We start from the raw sequence: 20,299 nt of genomic DNA on the forward strand, positions 1-20,299 counted from the left end.
GATTAAATAACATAAGGAATGATTTTATAAGGAACATGGTTACAGTAAACCTGCCAATATTGACCATATTTATTTAAGCACCGTTCATCATCGCGAAAAGCGCGATCAATGAGTAAAACGGTTAAAAACGTCACATAAAAATAAGGTGAGAAATGATTAAAAAGCGCAGGCACTGACCAAAAAAATGCCCCGGCAATTTCTGGAAGGTAATGAAAATGTCGGGTAATTCCCCACCAACCCGAGTGCAAAAGAATACTTTCTTTACGCTCACCTGTGTCAGTATAATAACTTGCAATAGTAATATCAGGCTTCCTTCCCCAAATTTTACAATCCCCACTGGTGGCACGCACTAGCTGTCGTTGGCGGTCAGCTAAATAATTAATTAGAATGCTAAGCGCACCCAATATAAATATTGTGGCAGCTAACCAGGCATTTAATTGATTAGGATGATAGACCAGATACATGGTAGGTGAAGTGTAGATACCAGGTACCCAAACCATACAACCCCAACAAATATAATAACCAGCCCTATCGTGCATAATATCTAGTGACGCTAAGTAGCCTGTCTCCCAAATAAAAAATTTAGTGATGTAAATTAATTGCAGCGCAACAGCAATTAACATTGAATTACTCAATCCATATAATTGCTGCTGCTTAGCCGCATAAGACAATAAAATCAATCCCCAGCTCATCATGCCAAAACGGCAATTGATAAACATTTTAAGATTGATTCCCCACAGCATAGGATAAAGTTCGCTGCCCCAATAATAATCAAAAACAAGATTACCTGTGGTGCCAGAATCAGAAGATGAAGGCTTATAGCGCCCTTTTAAGTATAAAAAAAGACACGCAATTAAGCTTAAGATATTAAGTGCGCCTAAAATAGCGCCTAAATTATCAAAAATAATTGTTGCTGGAAAAAGTTGCCAATAATAACTACACAAACAAAATACAGCGATTGTAGTTAAGAAAGCTAAAATGCCATTGGCTTTATAAATAGGCACATTCCCTTTAGGCGTGACAGGGCCACGAAATTGCTTACCTGGGAGAATTTTAATGAGCAGCACTTCAAAGGTAATAAAGGTAACGATAATTAGCCAAGCAGTAGAAGAACCCCAAAAAACCGGCTGCCAGATTTGATAAATTGTCTTAAAAAATCCTTGCTGCCCTATAAGCTGCCAAAGTTTAGAAAGTGAGCCATTTAAAGCGGTGTTGGTATACCACATCATCATAACAAATGGCGTACAACACATGATAAGAAAGAGAGGCCCAATAGTATTGCGAAGTATTTTTAACATCTTGCTGCCCTGCAATGATCGCTATCCTAAAATCGATAAGCTAAGTTCATAAAAACAGAATAAAGAAAAGGAAAGTAATCTTTCGCTGGATCTATTTCTGACTCACCATAGCCAGCTGTATAATTACCACCCAAACCAAACATAAAATGTTTACCAATAAGATTAAAACCTATATCAAAGGTGGGCACTTTCCGCCAATCATTACTAATCACATCATAACGATGAATGCCAGCAACGCCTGCGCCTGAATAAATTTGCATAGATGTATTAGGAACAATCAACATTATTTTACCCATAAGGCCAATTGTTTCGGTATGGCTAGTGAAATGAGTAGTATTATGATGATCAAACGCAAATAAACTGTCTTTATCAAAATCCACCTGCGCACTTGGATAATGACGATAGTGCGACTCAATAGCAAAATGAGGGCTAAATTCATAGCCTGAAAAAAACCCCCACATGAAGCCCCCTTCATTGACATGAATAGGGGTTGAAATAGTCATAGCACCATTCTTATTCTTATCAGCAGGAACTAGCCCTTCCCAAGTTGTTGAACCATAACCACCTGTAAGACCTACATATATGGTATTGGAAAAAAGCTGGCTTCCTTCTGCAAAACAAGACAATGAGGCTATAAAAAGACAATATCCTACATAAACATTAATATCTTTATACATTTCAATTCACTTAAGACCAAAGAAACTCTTATTTGCAGGATTTTCCAGTACTACTACATAGTTTACCTGTTGAGTCTTTACCACCTAATCGGTAGCAATTCCAAGAATCCTTACAAACCTGAGGCGGTGTTTCTTGCTGATAAGCACAAGCCCTTTCTAAAGAACCGAATAGAGCAAGCATACGTTGATATAATTGCTGCATATTGCCACAAATTGATTTTGGTAATCCTGAGCTTGTGCAATGGCACTCAGCAGACACTTTAAAAGATTTACAAAATGCAGCGCTTGAAGGTAAAGCCGCCGGCGGACATGCGGCTGCGAGGACAGAAGCAGAACTTGCCAATGAAATTAGAAAAATGCCTAAGGTTGTTATTTTCTTTAACATCATCAATCCTTAATGTAGTTAATAAAGACATACTGTTTTAAAAGATAGACTTTTACAAACAATCATTTCACTCTACAGGTTAACTATACAAGCAAGTTAGTGGAAAAGCCAATCTCCCTAGGCTAAATTTGACTTGAAGCTTTTTTTTACTAAATTTAAAAATAATAAAAACTCAAGTTAGTTTATCATGCAGCACTACATTATTGAACGGATGACTCCCAGAGAAGTAAATTTAGCAATAGATTGGGCCAAACAGGAAGAGTGGAATCCTGGACTTAATGATGGCTATTGTTTTTATCAAACAGACCCACAAGGTTTTTTTGCTGGTAAGCTAAAGGGTAAAATTATTGCTGTGGGCTCGGCAGTTGCTTATGATGAGCAATTTGCTTTTTTTGGACTTTATATTGTTGACAAGGCCTACAGGCAGCAAGGATACGGCTTAAAATTAACTCATCACTGCCTTAACTATATGGGTAATCGTAACGTAGGTCTTGATGGTGTGTTAGCCATGCTTACTAAGTATGAGCATTTAGGCTTTCAACTTGCCCATAAGAATACTCGCTATCATTTTACTAATCTTTTTCCTAAAGATTGTGCTAATTTATCTGTCATACCTTTGCAACAAGTTAGTTTTGAATTATTAACTCAATTTGATAGGCAACACTTTCCAAGTTCCCGAAACACATTTTTACAGTGTTGGATAAATCAAACAAATGCAGTAAGTTTAGGGTTTCTAGAAAAAGAAAAACTACGAGGCTATGGTGTTATTCGCGCCTGTCAAAGTGGGTATAAAATTGGCCCCTTATTTGCCCAAACACCAGAGATTGCAGAGGCTTTATTTCTGCAACTTATCAGACATGCTAATAAATCTATTTATTTAGATATTCCTGAAAATAATCAATTCGCCCTTGAGTTAGTTAAAAAATACAAAGGAAACCAAGTCTTTTCTACGGGCCGTATGTATTTAAAAGAAGAACCGCCCATTACTTATCAGCAGATTTATGGCATTACTTCTTTTGAATTAGGTTAGAACTTAGAAAAGTAGCTCTATTTATGACTGAGTCTAACTTAGCCTGCCCTAATCTTCTTCTGGTTTATAGCGTGAGGTATAACTTGCTGCTAAGTCTTTGGCTTGCTTTAATTGTTCAGGTGTTAACTTTTTCTCAAGATCATCGCGATTTTTAACAGCGTCTGTGAAATCATTTGCAGCAGCCGTAGCAAACCACGCATAAGCTTCTACAAGATTTGTTGAAATGCCAATACCATCTCGATAAAAAACACCTAATTTATTTTGTGCTTTAGCAAAGCCTTGCTCAGCAGATTTACGCAGCCACGTTAAAGACAATTGGGTATCTTTACCCACACCATCGCCATACAAATACATATCAGCTACGTTATATTGGGCATTTGGGTTGCCTTGATCAGCGCTCTTTTTATACCAAAAAAACGCTTTGTCGAAGTTTGTTGGTACAACTTTACCGGTATCATAAAATGTGCCCAATTGTAATTGCGCCTTAGCATGCCCTTGGTCAGCGGCTTTTTGAAAGAATTCAAACGCTTTTGTTTCATCTTTAGGAACGCCTTCGCCATATTGATACAATAGCCCAAGGTTATATTGCGCACTTTCATTGCCCTTATCAGCTGACTGTGTGTACCATTTCATCGCTTCTGATAAATTTTTAGGCACACCAATACCCATATCATACATATAACCAATCGCTAAAGACGCTTCAGGGTTACCTGCTTCAGCGGATTTTTTATACCAAGACATAGCCATATTATAATCACGGGGTACACCGTTACCATTTTCATACATATAACCTAAGCTATATAAAGCATGTGGATCATTTTTCTCCGCTGCTTTTTTATACCAGTCCAATGCTTTTTGATAACCTTCTGGTGTTTTTTGATACCAATAAAAACCTGCTAGTAAGACTTGTGCATCCACATTACCCTGATTAGCCGAAGCCAATAATAATTGCTCTGTTTTTTGCGGATCATAAGTGACCCCTTGGCTGTTGTAATACATTTTACCCAATAAATACTGCGCCTTCGCATCGCCTTTTGCTGCTTCTTCTGATAAAAGCAGATAAGCTTTTTCATAGCGCTGCTCATTATAAGCGTCTTCACCTTCTTGAGTTGTGGCAAAAATTGGATTAAAACAGGTAATAAGAGACAAAGTTAAAAGATAATTTTTAACGTTCATAGAGAGCCTCATGCTTAATTATTATAGTTTAAAATATAGGCAAAAAGATTGATTTTTTCTAGCTGAGGCTAAAAGTATAACGTTACCCCTAAGCTTTAAACGAGGCGCAAGTAAGCGACTTAAGGTGACGCTATACTATGATTGACTGTCTCTTTCATGCTGATGATCTCTTACACGAGCTTTTCCATCTTTACCATGAATCATAAGCGCTGTGCCTTGGTTTTTACTAATCTTCCTAGCAATATCAGTGGCTAGTTGCTGCGTTTTAATTTGTCTACGCGTAGCACGAATTGCATTGTCTTTAATAATGTCCCACCCAACTTTACTATTAGGTAGTACGTGATGATAACTTTTGTTTTTCCTCATAATCTCTACTAAATTAAGTTAATTGAATACCAAATTAATTTTAGTACATAATGGGACCTTTATAGGGAAATTTTAAGGAAAAAATTATGGCAAATTACCAAATTGGAGTCATTGTTGGCAGCATACGGAAAGAGGCTTGGAGTCTTAAATTAGCTAACGCGCTGATAGCACTTGCGCCAGAATCTCTCAATTTAAAAATCATTGAAATCGGCCATTTATCCTTGTTTAATCAAGATTATGAAATGACCCCCCCAGAACCTTGGGTTGAATTTAAAAAGCAAATCAGTGCATTAGATGGCGTACTCTTTGTTACCCCAGAACATAATCGTTCTATCCCCAGCGCCCTAAAAAATGCCTTAGATATTGCCTCACGCCCTTATGGCCACAATGCCTGGCATGGTAAACCAGGTGCAGTTGTTAGTAATTCACCAGGCGGCCCCGGCGCATTTGGTGCTAATCATCATTTAAGACAATGTTTTGTTTTTTTAAATATCCTATGCATGCAACAGCCAGAAGCTTATATTGGCCATATCGCCAATTTATTTGACGATAATAATAATATCAATAATCAAGGCACTAAAGACTTCTTAAGTCAGTTTATGTCTGCTTTTGCTGCGTGGATTGAAACTCACGTAAAGCAATAAAGTGGTTTATCTTTGCTATAATTATTATTCTTCTACTTAATAAGGAAGTTAAGATGAATGCTTGTAATGTTTGTGGTAATACGTATCAACATGCCTTCGAAATACATCAAAAAGGACAAACCTATACGTTTGATTGTTTTGAATGTGCTATTCATAAACTGGCACCACATTGCAAGCATTGTGACTGTCAAATTATTGGCCATGGAGTTGCCGTAGAAAATGACTGCTTTTGCTGTGCGCATTGTGCAAGAGAAGCAGGTTTTCATGATGCAAAAGATAATATCCAAGCTTAATGCTCACTTAAATCTAAAATTGCCGCGCTTAACCCGTTAATCACTCGCGCTAATCGCGAATAATCGATGGTGTTAGGTAAATCAGAAGCTAAATGATAATTTGGGTTACGAAATAATGCGGTGTCAGTGATCATTAAAGCTAAATAACCTTGCTGCCAAAATGCCCATTGATCAGACCAACCTACTCCTGTTATCGCACTAGGTGCTGCAACACCTTCAGATGGGAAAGAGGCATGCTTACGAAAAGAGGAAATGACTTGCGATAATAATGGTCTTGAAGCAATATTCGCAACAAAACCTATGAAATCACCAGTATTTGGATAGAAATAAGAAAAAGGAAACGGATAATGTTGTGATTTTTTTTCTAAATCATAATAACCAATACTTTCTAGAGAAAGCATTGCTACTACCTTTTCATTTTTTTCTTTTAAAGACTTAGCATAATAAAAACTACCCATGTGCGGGGTTTGAAAGAAAGGCGGCTCTTCATTAACAAAGGCTACAAAACGTATGGTTCTTTTTGTTTGTTGTCCTTTAATTAGACGAGCAAGCTCAAGCAATGCCGCAACGCCTGAGCCATTATCATCCGCTCCAGGTGAGCCAAAGACGGTGTCATAATGGGCACCAATGATAATAATTTCATGAGCGTTCATTGTGCCCTTAAGCTCGACAATGATATTTTTAACAGGTTTATTATGTACGAGATAATCTTGTGAGGTAACTTGATAGCCAAGATTAGTGAACACGTTTTCAATATAATGTGCAGCATCGCGTAAATTTTCTTCTTGCCATAGGAGATTTCGCTCACCAATATCGCCTGCCAATACTTGAATATGGCCGTGGGTCAGCTTAGCAATTTCCTGCTCTTGTACAGATAGAGGTAAAAAAGGGCCACGATAAGATTGACCGGGCATCGCTAGCATATAAGCCATCCCTAGCAATAAGACGAGTATTACTATGATCATAAACCATAGCCAAAAATAATTCCTTTTTAAAAGCATTTAAGTGATCTAACTTATTTTTTAAGTGAAAAGGCACAGTCTTATTCGCTATTTCTAGCGAATAAGACTTATTATGAACGCTATATTGATAAACGGGCGCGAATTCTCAACATAGCTTGAGTATGAATTTGACACACTCTTGACTCACTTACCTCGAGCACTTCACCAATTTCTTTTAAATTTAAATCTTGCTCATAATAAAGTGATAATACTAAGCGCTCTTTTTCAGGTAAGCCTCTAATAATTTCTGCTAAATGATGCTTGAAATCAGCCTGCATCACATTGGCATGTGGCTCAGATAAGCTATTGCTATCACTTTTAAGCATGTCATCTGTTACACCTAGATCCTCAAAACCGTATAATTGGCTTCCGGCTGCATCTTTTAGCATGTCATAGTAATCATCTAAACTGACATTTAATTCAGCAGCTACTTCATTATCCTTTGCCTCACGTCCTAAACGATTTTCTACCGTTTTGACTGCCAGTGCAATCATTCTCGCGTTACGATATACGGAACGAGGAACCCAATCATTACGTCGTACTTCATCTAACATATGCCCTCTAATACGGATACCGGCATAGGTTTCAAAGGACGCCCCTTTAGAGATATCATAGTGCCTGGCGGCCTCTAACAATCCCATCATGCCTGCCTGAATTAAGTCATCTAATTGAATAGAATGTGGTAATTTTGCCTGAAGATGATAAGCAATACGTTTGACTAATAACGCATAAGCTTTAACAAACGTTTCTTGATTTAGTTGAGTAGCTTTGCCGTATGCTGCTAACGCATCCACGACTGTCTCCTTATTAGTATTTTTCGTTTTTATTAACTCAAAACCTGCCTCAGAATAAAGCTACAAATAATCTTTTAATGTTCTCTAGTTACTAAACGCTCCAAGAAAAAGCTTGTATTACCTAATGAATGCTTAAATGGCCAACTTTCAATACTCACTGCCATTTGATAAAAAGCTTTAGAAGCATTGCAATCAGGATAAGCAATTAAAACGGCTTGCTGCTTTTTAACTGCATCGTGAATTCGTTCGTCAAATGGTATAGCACCTAAATAATCAAGCCTTACATCTAAAAATTGCTCAGCGACTTGATAAAGCCGATTAAACAGTTCTCGGCCTTCACGCAAATGATGTACCATATTAGACAATATGCGAAAATGGCTCCATTCAAAGCGTTTATTCATGACTTTAATCAGGGCATAAGCATCTGTTAAAGCAGTTGGCTCATCACAAACAATCACAATGATTTCTTGTGATGAACGAGCAAAGCTTAAAACGGTATCCGAAATACCAGCAGCAGTATCGATGATCATGTAATCAAAATCATCCGTTAATTCATTAAATGAATCAATAATACCTGCATGCTGAACAGCCGTAAGTTGAGTCATATATTCTGTACCGGACGCCGCAGGAATGACTGAAATTCCTGCAGGTCCTTCTAAAATAATGTCGGTTAAACGACAAGCACCTTGTATAACATGGGATAAATTATACTTTGCTGATAGGCCTAACATAATATCAATGTTAGCTAAGCTTAAATCCGCATCAAACAATAGTACTTTTTTCTTTTTCTGCGCTAGTGCTATTGCTAAATTGACGGAAACACTACTTTTCCCAACACCACCCTTACCAGCAGACACAGCGATAACTTTTACCGGTTTAAAATTAGACATATGATGAAAGCCTGCTTTACTTCTAACTTCTTGCTTTCTTTCCATATTATCTCCCTTTAACCCCCTGCATTCTTTAACGATTACATCATTGCAAACTTGTTAAATAAAATGATGCACTATTCATGCCAATAAGTCCTATCTGTCTAGTACTCTACACTTAATAAATCAATTATTTAAACAGCTAAGGCGTTTAGCTTTACTGTGAACAGTCGTAATTCGAATACCTAAGCCTTCTTTACGGTGTTCTAATTCGCCCTTGGCAACCACTTTACCATTAACACATATCTCTAAGGGTTCATCAAAATACTGGTCTAACTCTAACATATCACCGGATTTGAGATTTATTAAATCAAAAAGATTAATTTTAGCACTTCCATAAACTATGTTTACCGTAATAGGCAAATGTGCCATGTGAGTCAGTTCATCTTCACTACAGTTCTTCTTTTTTTTTCTTTTGTGCATAATCAATTTTATCAATTAGTTTTAAAGCTCGTTTATCAACATGTCTGTCTATGGTCGCTGTGAAAATAGGTGTTTTAGCGAGGTCAACCGTTACTGTAGACACAGATAACGGCAAAAAATGACCGACTTGCCAATTGAGAAATTCTTCTAAGGTTGTTATTTTTGTAGCTAAAAGGGAACGAATCATGAGCGTAGTAATCGCTAGATGCTCACGAGAAATATTAGATTTCTCAGTTATTACTGGTGCCTTATTTTCTAAGCTAGCGAAATTATCAATCGTTGAAATGCGAAGTAGTGCATCAATTTCTTCTTGAGTTAAGATTCCTTTCCTAGGCATATAGTTCCCTTAGATACTATTTATCAGATCTCATGCATTAACAATAGATTTTGTTTTAGCCTAAGAAATCTATTGTTCTAACGCCTTTTCCTTACATTTATCTTCTGCTGCATCCTCACAATTAGGAATACATTCTGTATCTGTTGAAGTTAGGCAATGAGAATTAACACATTCATTTTTATTGTTTTGTACACACATTTGCATATTAAATTCCTCAGTCCCTTCTACAATATCGGGCTCATCTGCAGCATAAGCAACTAGTGGAAACCAAACAGTCACAACTAAACTTAATTGCCGTAAATGATTCATGATAATCCTTTAAGATGTTTAATCTTAGTTAATATTGGTTTAGCCGCACAAAAGCTCGTATAGCTTTTATACTGAACTCTTGTTAATTATAGATAATTTATTAAGTAAACGTTTTACTTTAGTAACTATTTTCGATTAATCTGCAATAAAATGTTTGCTAGGAATATATAATGCGCAGTAAAAAAATGCGTTTTTCAAATTTTAGCCAAGCAATTACCTCAAGCTCAACGTGTTATCGCCCCGAACAGGAAAAGCAATTAGCGATGCTTTTCGAATACAGTCAGCAAACGCATCAAACCTTGCTCGCTAGAGGAAAAGGCTTAAGTTACAGCGATTGTTGTATTAATCATGGTGGTATCATTGTCGATACCTCCCGCTTCAATCATTTTTTAGCGTTTGATGAACAGGAAGAAACCGTCATTTGTCAGCCAGCTGTTACCTTTGCGGAATTACTTTCTCTTCACCCTCATTATATACCCCCTGTTATTCCTGGTACGCTCCATGCAACAATCGGTGGCGGGGTTGCTAACGATGTTCATGGTAAGAATAATAGTCATTTAGGTACGTTAGGACATCATATTCAATGGCTTGAGGTGCAAATAGGCGAGCAAACGTTTTATTGCGGCTCACAAGAAAATCAGCAACTCTTACAAGCAACGATTGGCGGCTTAGGGTTAACAGGTATTATTAAACGTGTCGCTATTAAAATGCGCAAAGCAAGTCGCACCATTCAAACGCAAGCTGAAAAACACCACCAATGGGCAAGCTTGCTAGAACGCATGCAGCAAGAAGCAGAAAAACAAGAGTATATGGTTGCCTGGCTTGATTTGTTAAACACCAATCAAGCGCTCCTTACGTTTGGCAATCATTTCTCTGAAGAAATTACGCCTAAAAAAACAATGACTTTAACTATCCCGTCATTACCTATGCGCTTAATTACTCGCCAAACCATGAAACTCTACAATCACTATTATTTTCATAAAGCCAAGGAGTCGCTTTACCTGCAACCACTTGCACAATTTAATAATCCATTAGATTCTCTAAAGCATTGGAATCGTTTATATGGCAAAAATGGGCTTTTACAATTTCAAGGTGTTTTTAGCAAAGATATTGCCTTAGAATTATTAACAGAATTACAAAAAATCATTAGCCACTATGGCGCTGTGCCCACATTAGCCGTATTAAAATATTTTACTAACTCTGGCCCTGGCTTATTATCGTTTGCTAAGCCCGGTTTTACTGTAGCTATTGACTTTATTAACACTGTAAAAGCGAGAGATGCCATTAAACAAATGAATGAATTAGTAACGGAAAGTAAAGGAAAAGTTTATCTAGCCAAAGATTTGTTTCTTACCGCTGAGCAATTTAAATTGCAGTACCCCAACCATCAGCAATTTCATCGTATTTTAACCGAATTTTCACCACCGATAAGTTCTAATTTATCTCATAGATTGGGGTTAACATGAAACCAACGACTTGGGTTATTTTAGGTGCAACCTCAATCATTGCTGAAGAGTTTGCCCATCTTGCGGGTCAACACGGCCACCCTTTATTATTAATAGGCCGAGATAAAGCTGAACTTGAAATTATCGCTGCTGATTTACAATTACGGCATCAAGTTGATTGCGAGATTATTATTTTTGACTTTACCAACGATATGAATAGCCTTATTAAATGTTTACAAGAAAAAGAAGAGGAACTGGCTCTTTTTATTGCGTATAGTGACTTTACCGATAATCAAGCACTTACTTTTGCATCCATTAAAACACTGATCACAATTAATATCAGCAGTATTGTCCAGTTAGTGCATGGTTATTTACAAAAATTTCAATCACAGCATCGTTTGATTTTCTTAAGTTCAGTTGCCGCTTGTCGCGGCAGATCTAAAAACAGTCTTTATGGTGCAAGTAAAGCAGCAGTTGAAGTCTATTTACAAGGTTTGCAGCAAACACCTGAAAAGAACCGGCAAATTACTATAGCTAGATTAGGCTTTATTGATACAGCTCAAACCTTTGGCCTGCCTGGTATTTTTTATGCCTCTCCTCCTAAAAAATGTGCCGAAGCGTGTTGGAAAGCAACTTATGCAGGTAAGCCTCTTATTTATCATCCGCATTTTTGGCGCGCGATTATGGCTATCATTACCCGCTTACCTTTTTTCATTTACCGAAAATTGAAATTCTAATTAAGAATTGGTGCGTATAAATACGCACCAATTTAGAGAAAAGGCTCATCATTTACCGTATAAACCATTAATTAAGTGATTTTTTATAAAGGGTCTTAATAATGTGTAAGTGCTCTTGTTCCTGTGCTAATGCTTTTTGGAATTTGCCTATAAGCTTTGTTTTTTGACTTTCTTGCATTAACTCTATCAATAATTCCCAAGCGGCATTATCACCTAGTTCAATAACCAGTAACGCATTTAAGCAATGCGCTATATTGGTTCTTGGATCAGTTAATACTTGCATGACACCCTGGGCAATGACACCCATGACATCGGCACTGGGCGTCATCACTGTTGGATCAGCGCCCAAGTCCTTTAAGGTATCTATAAGCAAGAACATATGCTCTGCTTCTTCATCGCGGATATGAGTTAGTTCTTTTACTAACTGTTTTTGTTTAAATGCCATGGCTTTGGCAATTGCTGCCTCATAAAGCCTTACTCCACTACGTTCATAAGCCAGACGCTCCCCTAATTTATCAATTAGGAGCTCAGGCTGATTTCCTAATAATTTATCTACACCAGTTTTTATAGCTCCTTTAGCTGAGCCTGGTAATGGAATAGTCCCTAAGGCATTATCAGTATTAGCTGAGCGGGTTCGTTCTTTACTTATTTGCATAGCATCGCCTGAGACATCAGCAGGATGTTTTTTTACGTAATCTAATAGGTTCTTTGTATCTAGCGGTGACATTTGCACCCCAGTATGATTCATACCCATATTTACTGTCTTAGCCATAATGTCTCCTTAACTGTTTGGGCGGTTTAATTCGGTTCCAGGCCGCCAATTATAGCCTGCCGATACTATTTCCGCAGGAACGCCCTCAGCATTGTAGTGATCACGATAAACGAGTGAATCTTTGTTTTCTTTATTGCGTTTAACGTACTTAGTCCCATCGGTACGTAAATCAACTTCAGCAGCCAAGACCTTACGCACAAAGTCTCTCTGGCTCGTAAAATCTATCATCTCTGGCAGCTTATCTGATAAAATTTCGGCAGGATCACGATGTTCATATTGCTTAAATAAATCGCAGGCAATTTTAAGATGTGTGATTTCATAATCTACAAAACGTTCCCAAATTTTCTTTATGCGATTATTTGTTTCTTGTTCTGCACAAGAAATATAATTATAAAGCTCAGTCGCTTCATGAAGTATCCATTTTTCTATGTAAGATTCCCGTGTATCCATTAAGGAGCCATATTGGGTTACATGCTGTTCTTCAACAGAGGCTATTTCTGCATAAAGCTGTCTGGCGATAGGGTCAGCAAAAATTGGCCCGATATTCATGTAATAATCATGGGTTTGATATTCAGCCGCTGTAATCATTGTTGCATGAATTTTAGTCAATAATGCCGCTCTATCTTTATCATAGGAATCACGTAAATCATTAATTGGCGCCCGATGATGAAACGTGGTTGGACGTCCGGGAACAATATCAGTATAACCTTGTAAAATATTATTGGCGTCCTTTCCTTCTAGTCTATCTAATAAGGCCGAATAACGGTAAAGATGATCAAAATCCTCTAATAAGCCAAACCGATAAGTCTGTGCTTGATAAGGATCGGGCTCAGTTTGAGCGACTGCTGCTGTGACTTCAATAGCTACTTGTTCATAAGCAATCGTTGTTTCTAGCGGGGAATGATCAGCTGATAACAGCCAGTTAATCATTGTCGCTTGATGCTGCTCTACTCGACGGATTTCTGCTAGGGGTAATTGCAGGTCTTTATTAAACCGTGCAATAAGATGCTTAAGGCGCAATGCATCTAATTCAATACCATTCATTAAAATAATCCTTACCCGCGTAAATGCATCATCATCAAGCTTGCTGATTGGAAGGATGCCGCCTATTTCACGCCAGGTAAAATACTGTTTATTAAGCGGAGTAGAGCGTTCCTTTAATAAATCCATGTAATTAATTTCCATAAAAGCTCCTTTTAAGAGGGCCTCTCCCCATGTTTATTTTCAAATGTCTTAAATTAGTATAGTCTGTTCATCTATAAATACTAACTTCTACTAAATTAAATTAACTTTAAAAAATTAATAACTAGTTTAGGGTTTAATAGAAACTTGCTAACATAAGAAATTTAATGTAAAGGATGCAGCTTATGGTTAGTCTATTAAAAGGATTTACGGTAACCCATTTTAAAAAAATCAAAACTATTACAGGGATTCTGTTTAATTCTATTTTCCTAACTTTTTGCCTTAATTCATTAACTTTAGCAGCTACCTCAAATCCTAAAGATGTCACCGTGACCCTGTTTCAATGGAAATTTGATTCAATTGCTAAAGAATGCACAACAACATTAGGGCCCCTAGGGTATGGTTACGTCGAAATATCACCGCCGCAAGAGCATATTCAGGGCCATGAGTGGTGGACATCTTATCAACCAGTAAGCTATCGAATTGCAGGCCGCTTAGGCGATGAAGCTTCTTTTAAGGCAATGATTAATAAATGTCACGCTGCAGGGGTTAAAGTTATTGTTGATGCTGTCATTAACCACATGTCTATGACAGCAGGCGTTGGTACAGGTGGCTCAGCCTTTAGCAAATATGACTACCCAGGACTTTATCAAACTCAGGATTTTCATAATTGTCGCCATGGAATTAATGATTATGCTAATCGTTATGAAGTGCAACATTGTGAATTAGTGGGGCTTGCTGATTTAGATACCGCAAGCGCCTATGTACAAACTAAAATTGCAGACTATTTTAATAAATTAATTAGCTATGGTGTTGATGGTTTTCGTATTGATGCTGCCAAACATATTTCTGCTTACGATTTACAAGGCATTAAAGCAAAATTAAGTAATCCTAAGGTATTTTGGGTACAAGAGGTCATCTATGGCGAGGGTGAAGCAGTTCAGCCAATGGAATATATTGATCTAGGTAGTATTGATGAATTTCGCTATGGCCGCGATCTTAAACGAATGTTTGAACAGGAGCGCTTAAGTTATTTAAGTAATTTTGGTGAAGCCTGGGGTTACCTACCAAGTAATAAGGCTCGTACTTTTGTGGATAATTGGGACACCGAACGCAATGGTTCCACATTAACTTATAAAAATGGACCTAACTACATTTTAGCGAATGTATTTATGTTAGCTCATCCTTATGGTGCACCTAATATTTATTCTGGTTATGAATTTTCAGACTTCAACACAGGCCCACCCAATAGCGGTAAGGTGGTAAGCTGTTTTCAAGACGGATGGACTTGTCAGCATAAACGCCGTCAAATTGCGAATATGGTTCATTTTCATAATACAGTCGCGGGCACACCTGTAACCAACTGGTGGTCAAATGATTATCAAGCTATCGCTTTTGGTCGAGGAAATAAGGGATATGTGGTCATTAATCATGAAAATACCGAGCTAAAACGCGTCTTCCAAACCTCTCTTCCCGCTGGTGTTTACTGCGATATCCTGCATGCTGAAGTCTTAAATGATTCTAGCTGTAGTGGTCATAGGTATACTGTCGATGTTAAGGGGCAATTTACAGCGACGATCCGACCTAATGATGCACTCGCTTTGCATGTAGGGGCTCAAAATTTGTAGTTGCGACAATGACGCTTAAACAGGTAAGCCAGATCGCAATGGATACCGTGGTCAAGCCACGGTATTTCGGAGTAAGAGATTAACTAGATGTAGCCTGGGTGCAGGCCCATAGGGCCGTAACCCAGGTTCTCACCTCGTTCATCCTGGCTACAACGCCGCTAGCCAAAAATTATTGCTCTATTATAGACAATAATGGTCAAAATTCAAATTATTTACTCAAAATCAGCCCTAAATATAGTGCGCAATTAAGTCAATTAGATTATAATTTTACTATTAACCAAATAAAATGCAGTACAATTGAGGTCGATGTAATGAAGAGAAAGCAAGAAGACGAAACGCAAGCTACTGAGGAGATAGATCCTTATAAGAAATTGATAAACACGATGTTTCAGTGGGATCTGGCCTCACAAAACTCTTTCTTAGGCTCCACAGGACGGGAACCAAGAGAACTTTTAACTAAAATCGAAACCATATTAAAAGAACACCCAGGTATCAGCAATCAAGGTGAATATACTAATAATTTAACACCGTTTCATCAGGCTATTGCGTTTGCTCGCCCTGAGTTGATTAACCTACTCATAAAATATGGCGCCGATGTTAATTTACCTGTATCCGCTACACGATTAGAGGATTTAGGTAATCAAGCATATATCACCCCACCGCTGCCGCCAACTAGGCCTGCCTCCAACTACCCATTACATCAAGTACTACATGATTCTCCTGTCAACCAATTAGCACTCATTAAGCTTTTGTTAGATAACGGCGCTGATCCTTTTAAACTTAACGGGAGTAACTTCACCCCCCTGGAATTAGCTAACCATAAGCTAAAAACATTAGATCCTAACAAAGCATCACAGGCAATCAATCGGTATAATCAAGTTATTCAATACCTGACAGAAAAGATGCAAGAGCCGCAATACGCTGGTAGACAAGAGAAATTAGCTCAAGAAAGAATAGACAATCAAAAAATCCGAGATGATTATTATAGAGAAGGTACTAAAAAAGAAGATCCCAAAGAGGGAAAAGTTTCTACTAATCCTCAAACCTTATTTTCTCAAAAAGAAAACGAAAGTGATAAAAATTTGACAAGTAGCTCTCAAACTGGATTAGGTTCTACCTCTCCCAAATGATGAGATGAATAGAAGCAAGGTAAGTTGGACTCAGATGTAGCCTGGGTGTAGGTCAGCAAGACCGTAACCCGGGTTTCACTTTGTTTCACCCAGGCTACTTGCTAGGCCTCGCAATATGAATAACACCGAATATTGTCATTCCCGTGTAGACGGGAATCTAGCCTGGTAATGGCATGTTGCTAATATTAGGCATGGATCTCCGCCTACGCGGAGATGTCAGTAAACGTAAATACTGTCCTTAGAAATAGCTAGCCTTTTAATGAAAGTTTAGCTTGATTTTAAAGATAGTATCTACATTACTAGTGAAGAAACATGAGAAATTCGGCATTAATATTTAAAATTAGGATAAATTTGCAGCAAAAATAAATGGATACCGTGGTCAAGTCATAGTATTTCGGTAGCTGATATGAAGTCAATTAAAATAACGAATTACCGCAGCTTCACTCAGGCATCCAGCATCTTTAAATAATCTTAATTATCTTTTCTAGAAGGATTAGAAGCTAATAATTCTTTAATCTCTAATAAAATTTTTTCTTGATTACTAAGATGAACTGGCTCATCTTCTTGCTTTTTTTGTAATAAATTGATGAATCTAATTACAATAAAAACTGCAAAAGCAACTAAGGTAAAGTCAAAAATAGACTGCAGAAAAGCCCCCCATTTAATGACTGCATCACCTATTTTGAATACCTTATCGGTGATATCAATACCACCTAGTAACAAACCAAGAAAAGGCATGATAATACCGTCTACTAAAGACGATACTATCTTGCTAAATGCACTACCAATAACAACTGCTACAGCTAAATCAACCACATTGCCACGCATGGCAAATTGTTTAAATTCGCTTATAAAGCTCATTAAAGTCCTTTAATTTAACTCACCTGCCCTGCAACAGTTACCTTAATTTCATTGATTTTTGCCTGAAGATCACCGGGAACTAAGCCACCGCCTTGCGCCATATCATCCCGGCCACCGCCTTTACCACATAACAATTTAACCAAGCTTACTGCTGAGGGCGCCCTATTTAATAGGCTTTTACTTATGCCAGCAACAACATTAATTTTTTCTTGATCAATGGTATAGAGAACAATAACAGCGTTATTAATATTACCCTTTAACTGATCAAGGGTGGTACGCAGCGCTTGGTTGTCCATATCAAGCTGTTTAATTAATAAATTAACATCATTAATTTTTTCGATGTCTTTAGCTAACTCATTTCCTTGATTAGCTGCAAGCTTCGCTTGTAATTTTGTTATTTCTTTTTCTTGTAATTTAAACTCATTTAAAACCTGCCCTACTTTATCAGACACCTTATCAGCACTTACTTTAAATTTTTGGGCAACCTCTTCAAGCTGTGCGATCTGCTGATTCACCCACTCTAGGGCATAGGCACCGGTCACTATTTCAATACGTCTGACTCCACTTGCAATACCATACTCCGCTATGATTTTGAAAAGACCAATATCGCCAGTTCGTTTCACATGCGTTCCACCACATAATTCTTTAGAAAAATCGCCTACTGATAAAACCCGAACCTCATCACTATACTTTTCACCAAACAGAGCCACTGCCCCACTTTTTTTAGCATCGTCAAGTGACATATTCTCAGTAGCTACATCGATGTTTTCTCTTATTTTATTGTTTACGATGGTTTCTAATTGCTGAATTTGATCTTTAGTTAGCGCCTCAAAATGAGAAAAGTCAAAACGAGCTCGACCAGCATCGACTAAAGAGCCCTTTTGTTGCACATGCGTGCCCGCCACAGTTTTAAGAGCCGCATGTAACAAGTGAGTTGCGGTATGATTTAGACGAATAGCGTCACGGCGTTTTGTATCAACTTGAGCCTCTACAGCCTGTTGTACGGCCAGCTCACCTTGTAACACTTCAACATAATGCACAATGGCTTGCCCTAGTCGCTGGGTATCGCTTACTTTAAAACGTCCCTGCTCATTGGTTAAATAACCCTTATCACCTACTTGCCCACCACTTTCAGCATAAAAAGGTGTGTTATCTAAAATAACGGCACCCTTCTGGCCTTCGGTTAATCGGTCAACTTTTTTGTCTTCATGCAAAATAGCTAGAACCTTACTATCCATGTGATCACGTTCATAACCATGAAATTCAGAGGATTCATGTTGAATTGCCACGTTAGAATAATCAGCCGTAAACTGACTCGCTGACTGCGATAACTCTCGCTGTTGCTGCATGCAAGCATTAAAGCCTTCTGTGTCAACTGTTAAACCCTGTTCACGCGCAATATCTTGGGTTAAATCAAAGGGAAAACCATAGGTATCATATAGTTTAAAGGCGATGTCGCCTGGAATTTGTTGACTGCTTAAGGTTTGAATTTGTTCTTGCAATAAACGTAACCCCTGCTCTAATGTTTTAGTAAATTGGTTTTCTTCTTGTACAAGAATGCGTTCAATGTGTGTCTGGTTAGCTGCTAATTCTGGATAAGCATCTCCCATGACGTCTATTAGTGGAGCCAATAATTTATAAAAGAAAGGAGAAGGTAAATTAAGCTTATTACCATGACGTATAGCACGTCTTATAATACGCCGTAACACATAACCGCGACCCTCATTACTGGGCAATACACCATCAGCAATTAGAAAAGCACACGCCCTAATATGATCAGCAATTACTTTTAAGGAAGGATGATTTGCTTGAATCGAAGGTGATAAAGCAACAATAGCTTTTATAATATGCTGAAAGCTATCGATATCATAATTATTATGCACGCCTTGAACCACAGCCGCGATTCGCTCTAAGCCCATACCCGTATCTACCGAAGGCTTTGGTAGTGGATGTAAAACGCCTGCCTTATCACGGTTATATTGCATGAAAACTAAATTCCAGATTTCAATGTATCTATCACCATCTTCCTCAGGGCTTCCTGGTGGGCCACCTGGAATATCAGGTCCATGATCGTAAAAAATTTCTGTGCAAGGGCCACAAGGTCCGGTATCACCCATTGACCAAAAATTATCTTTCTCGCCACAACGTGAGAAGCGATTAGGTGATACACCTATTTCATTTAGCCAAATATTAGCTGCCTCATCATCATTTAAATAAACGGTAACCCATAGTTTTTCAGCAGGTAATTTTAAAATATTAGTTAAAAAATCCCACGCATATTGAATGGCTTCTCGTTTAAAATAATCACCAAAACTAAAATTACCTAGCATTTCAAAGAAAGTATGATGCCTTGCTGTATAACCTACATTTTCCAAGTCATTATGCTTGCCACCCGCACGCACACAGCGCTGGGAGCTAACAGCTCGTGTATAGAATTTAGACTCAAGACCTAAAAAAATTTCCTTAAACTGCACCATACCTGCGTTGGTAAATAATAAGGTTGGATCATTGGCAGGAATAAGAGAGCTAGACTCAACTAACTGGTGATTTTTTTCCTTAAAAAAATCAAAAAATGCTTGTCTAATTTCAGAGCTTTTCATAATACAAACTCATTGCTAATTCATAATAATTGAGTTGGCGTTTTTTTGTATGAATTGATGCCATTGTTCTTTAATTTACTTAGCTAATTTTACCAAATTTAGATAATTTTTTATGGTTAGTGCCTAGGTAAATTTTTAACCCAACTCGCCGGTAGTGGCAATTCGTTATAGTAATGATTTTTTTATAGCGAACTGCTTTTTTTAATCTATATCAGTTTAAATTCTGCACTTTAAAGGATAACCGTCGTTTCGATCGAACTCACGTTAACGACTTGTATTTAT

23 protein-coding genes are annotated in these 20,299 nt (G+C 37.7%); 8 read left to right on the forward strand and 15 right to left on the reverse strand.

Annotation, left to right across the window (positions count from 1 at the left end):
- Nucleotides 1–2 precede the first annotated feature (2 nt).
- The 3 genes from DYE47_RS10090 to DYE47_RS16275 are packed head-to-tail and all read right to left on the reverse strand — an operon-like array spanning nt 3 to nt 2,177.
- Complete coding sequence (locus DYE47_RS10090) at nt 3–1,298, reverse strand: phosphatidylethanolamine N-methyltransferase family domain-containing protein (protein WP_115303146.1); 1,296 nt, start codon at nt 1,296–1,298, stop codon at nt 3–5.
- A gap of 26 nt (nt 1,299–1,324) precedes the next feature.
- Nucleotides 1,325–1,975, reverse strand: coding sequence for a hypothetical protein (locus DYE47_RS10095; protein WP_115303147.1), 651 nt, complete (start codon nt 1,973–1,975; stop codon nt 1,325–1,327).
- Between the two features lie 28 nt (nt 1,976–2,003).
- Entirely contained in the window at nt 2,004–2,177 is a 174-nt protein-coding gene (locus DYE47_RS16275) for a hypothetical protein (protein ID WP_165482043.1), read from the reverse strand.
- Nucleotide 2,178: 1 nt separating this feature from the next.
- Between DYE47_RS16275 and DYE47_RS16280 the strand changes: the two genes are divergently transcribed.
- Together DYE47_RS16280 and DYE47_RS10105 are read left to right on the forward strand one after the other, a co-directional pair.
- Complete coding sequence (locus DYE47_RS16280) at nt 2,179–2,373, forward strand: hypothetical protein (RefSeq protein WP_115303148.1); 195 nt, start codon at nt 2,179–2,181, stop codon at nt 2,371–2,373.
- A 171-nt stretch (nt 2,374–2,544) separates the two neighbouring features.
- On the forward strand, nt 2,545–3,390 hold the full coding sequence (locus tag DYE47_RS10105; protein ID WP_174224109.1) for a GNAT family N-acetyltransferase: 846 nt from the start codon (nt 2,545–2,547) through the stop codon (nt 3,388–3,390).
- 48 nt (nt 3,391–3,438) lie between these two features.
- Here the strand turns inward: DYE47_RS10105 and DYE47_RS10110 are convergent, their stop codons facing one another.
- Both DYE47_RS10110 and DYE47_RS10115 read right to left on the reverse strand, forming a co-directional pair.
- Nucleotides 3,439–4,566, reverse strand: a complete 1,128-nt coding sequence (locus DYE47_RS10110) for an SEL1-like repeat protein (protein ID WP_115303150.1) — start codon at nt 4,564–4,566, stop codon at nt 3,439–3,441.
- A 135-nt stretch (nt 4,567–4,701) separates the two neighbouring features.
- The gene (locus DYE47_RS10115; RefSeq protein WP_115303151.1) at nt 4,702–4,932 is read right to left on the reverse strand and encodes a DUF2188 domain-containing protein; all 231 of its coding nucleotides are present in this window, start codon (nt 4,930–4,932) and stop codon (nt 4,702–4,704) included.
- 86 nt (nt 4,933–5,018) lie between these two features.
- On the opposite strand from DYE47_RS10115, the gene DYE47_RS10120 reads away from it, so the two are divergent.
- Together DYE47_RS10120 and DYE47_RS10125 are read left to right on the forward strand one after the other, a co-directional pair.
- Nucleotides 5,019–5,576 (forward strand): NADPH-dependent FMN reductase, encoded by a 558-nt coding sequence (locus tag DYE47_RS10120; RefSeq protein ID WP_115303152.1) that lies wholly within the window; start codon nt 5,019–5,021, stop codon nt 5,574–5,576.
- 53 nt (nt 5,577–5,629) lie between these two features.
- The gene (locus DYE47_RS10125) at nt 5,630–5,869 is read left to right on the forward strand and encodes a hypothetical protein (protein WP_115303153.1); all 240 of its coding nucleotides are present in this window, start codon (nt 5,630–5,632) and stop codon (nt 5,867–5,869) included.
- Here the strand turns inward: DYE47_RS10125 and DYE47_RS10130 are convergent.
- From DYE47_RS10130 to DYE47_RS10155, 6 genes are all read right to left on the reverse strand, one after another.
- Nucleotides 5,866–6,834, reverse strand: a complete 969-nt coding sequence (locus DYE47_RS10130) for a M20/M25/M40 family metallo-hydrolase (RefSeq protein WP_207385184.1) — start codon at nt 6,832–6,834, stop codon at nt 5,866–5,868. The two genes, DYE47_RS10125 and DYE47_RS10130, sit on opposite strands and share 4 nt — an antisense overlap.
- A 116-nt stretch (nt 6,835–6,950) precedes the next feature.
- A complete protein-coding gene (locus DYE47_RS10135) occupies nt 6,951–7,664 on the reverse strand; it encodes an RNA polymerase sigma factor FliA (protein WP_115303155.1) in 714 nt (237 codons plus the stop codon).
- A gap of 74 nt (nt 7,665–7,738) precedes the next feature.
- Nucleotides 7,739–8,599 carry a MinD/ParA family protein gene (locus DYE47_RS10140; protein WP_425324453.1) on the reverse strand — a complete coding sequence of 287 codons (861 nt, stop codon included), beginning with the start codon at nt 8,597–8,599 and terminating at the stop codon, nt 7,739–7,741.
- Between the two features lie 120 nt (nt 8,600–8,719).
- A complete protein-coding gene (locus DYE47_RS10145) occupies nt 8,720–9,016 on the reverse strand; it encodes a FliM/FliN family flagellar motor switch protein (RefSeq protein ID WP_115303156.1) in 297 nt (98 codons plus the stop codon).
- Nucleotides 8,985–9,353: a FliM/FliN family flagellar motor switch protein gene (locus tag DYE47_RS10150; protein ID WP_115303157.1), complete on the reverse strand. Its 369-nt coding sequence runs from the start codon at nt 9,351–9,353 to the stop codon at nt 8,985–8,987. The genes DYE47_RS10145 and DYE47_RS10150 overlap by 32 nt, the downstream gene beginning before the upstream one ends.
- A 69-nt stretch (nt 9,354–9,422) precedes the next feature.
- The gene (locus tag DYE47_RS10155; RefSeq protein ID WP_115303158.1) at nt 9,423–9,662 is read right to left on the reverse strand and encodes a hypothetical protein; all 240 of its coding nucleotides are present in this window, start codon (nt 9,660–9,662) and stop codon (nt 9,423–9,425) included.
- A gap of 170 nt (nt 9,663–9,832) precedes the next feature.
- On the opposite strand from DYE47_RS10155, the gene DYE47_RS10160 reads away from it, so the two are divergent.
- Together DYE47_RS10160 and DYE47_RS10165 are read left to right on the forward strand one after the other, a co-directional pair.
- Nucleotides 9,833–11,128 carry an FAD-binding oxidoreductase gene (locus DYE47_RS10160; RefSeq protein ID WP_115303159.1) on the forward strand — a complete coding sequence of 432 codons (1,296 nt, stop codon included), beginning with the start codon at nt 9,833–9,835 and terminating at the stop codon, nt 11,126–11,128.
- Complete coding sequence (locus DYE47_RS10165; protein WP_115303160.1) at nt 11,125–11,844, forward strand: SDR family NAD(P)-dependent oxidoreductase; 720 nt, start codon at nt 11,125–11,127, stop codon at nt 11,842–11,844. Before DYE47_RS10160 ends, DYE47_RS10165 begins: the two co-directional genes overlap by 4 nt.
- 67 nt (nt 11,845–11,911) lie before the next feature.
- On the opposite strand, the gene DYE47_RS10170 is transcribed toward DYE47_RS10165, so the two are convergent.
- A complete protein-coding gene (locus DYE47_RS10170; RefSeq protein ID WP_115303161.1) occupies nt 11,912–12,616 on the reverse strand; it encodes a ferritin-like domain-containing protein in 705 nt (234 codons plus the stop codon).
- A gap of 9 nt (nt 12,617–12,625) precedes the next feature.
- A complete protein-coding gene (locus tag DYE47_RS10175; RefSeq protein ID WP_174224094.1) occupies nt 12,626–13,801 on the reverse strand; it encodes a hypothetical protein in 1,176 nt (391 codons plus the stop codon).
- Nucleotides 13,802–13,983: 182 nt separating this feature from the next.
- On the opposite strand from DYE47_RS10175, the gene DYE47_RS10180 reads away from it, so the two are divergent.
- Together DYE47_RS10180 and DYE47_RS10185 are read left to right on the forward strand one after the other, a co-directional pair.
- On the forward strand, nt 13,984–15,426 hold the full coding sequence (locus DYE47_RS10180) for an alpha-amylase (protein WP_115303162.1): 1,443 nt from the start codon (nt 13,984–13,986) through the stop codon (nt 15,424–15,426).
- Nucleotides 15,427–15,737: 311 nt separating this feature from the next.
- Complete coding sequence (locus tag DYE47_RS10185) at nt 15,738–16,556, forward strand: ankyrin repeat domain-containing protein (RefSeq protein ID WP_131750073.1); 819 nt, start codon at nt 15,738–15,740, stop codon at nt 16,554–16,556.
- A gap of 471 nt (nt 16,557–17,027) precedes the next feature.
- On the opposite strand, the gene mscL is transcribed toward DYE47_RS10185, so the two are convergent.
- Entirely contained in the window at nt 17,028–17,417 is a 390-nt protein-coding gene (gene mscL / locus DYE47_RS10190; RefSeq protein ID WP_115303164.1) for a large conductance mechanosensitive channel protein MscL, read from the reverse strand.
- 14 nt (nt 17,418–17,431) lie between these two features.
- Nucleotides 17,432–20,017, reverse strand: a complete 2,586-nt coding sequence (gene alaS, locus DYE47_RS10195; protein WP_115303165.1) for an alanine--tRNA ligase — start codon at nt 20,015–20,017, stop codon at nt 17,432–17,434.
- Nucleotides 20,018–20,299 lie beyond the last annotated feature (282 nt).

Source organism: Legionella beliardensis (genome assembly GCF_900452395.1).
In the GTDB taxonomy this organism is placed as follows: Bacteria; Pseudomonadota; Gammaproteobacteria; order Legionellales; family Legionellaceae; genus Legionella_C; species Legionella_C beliardensis.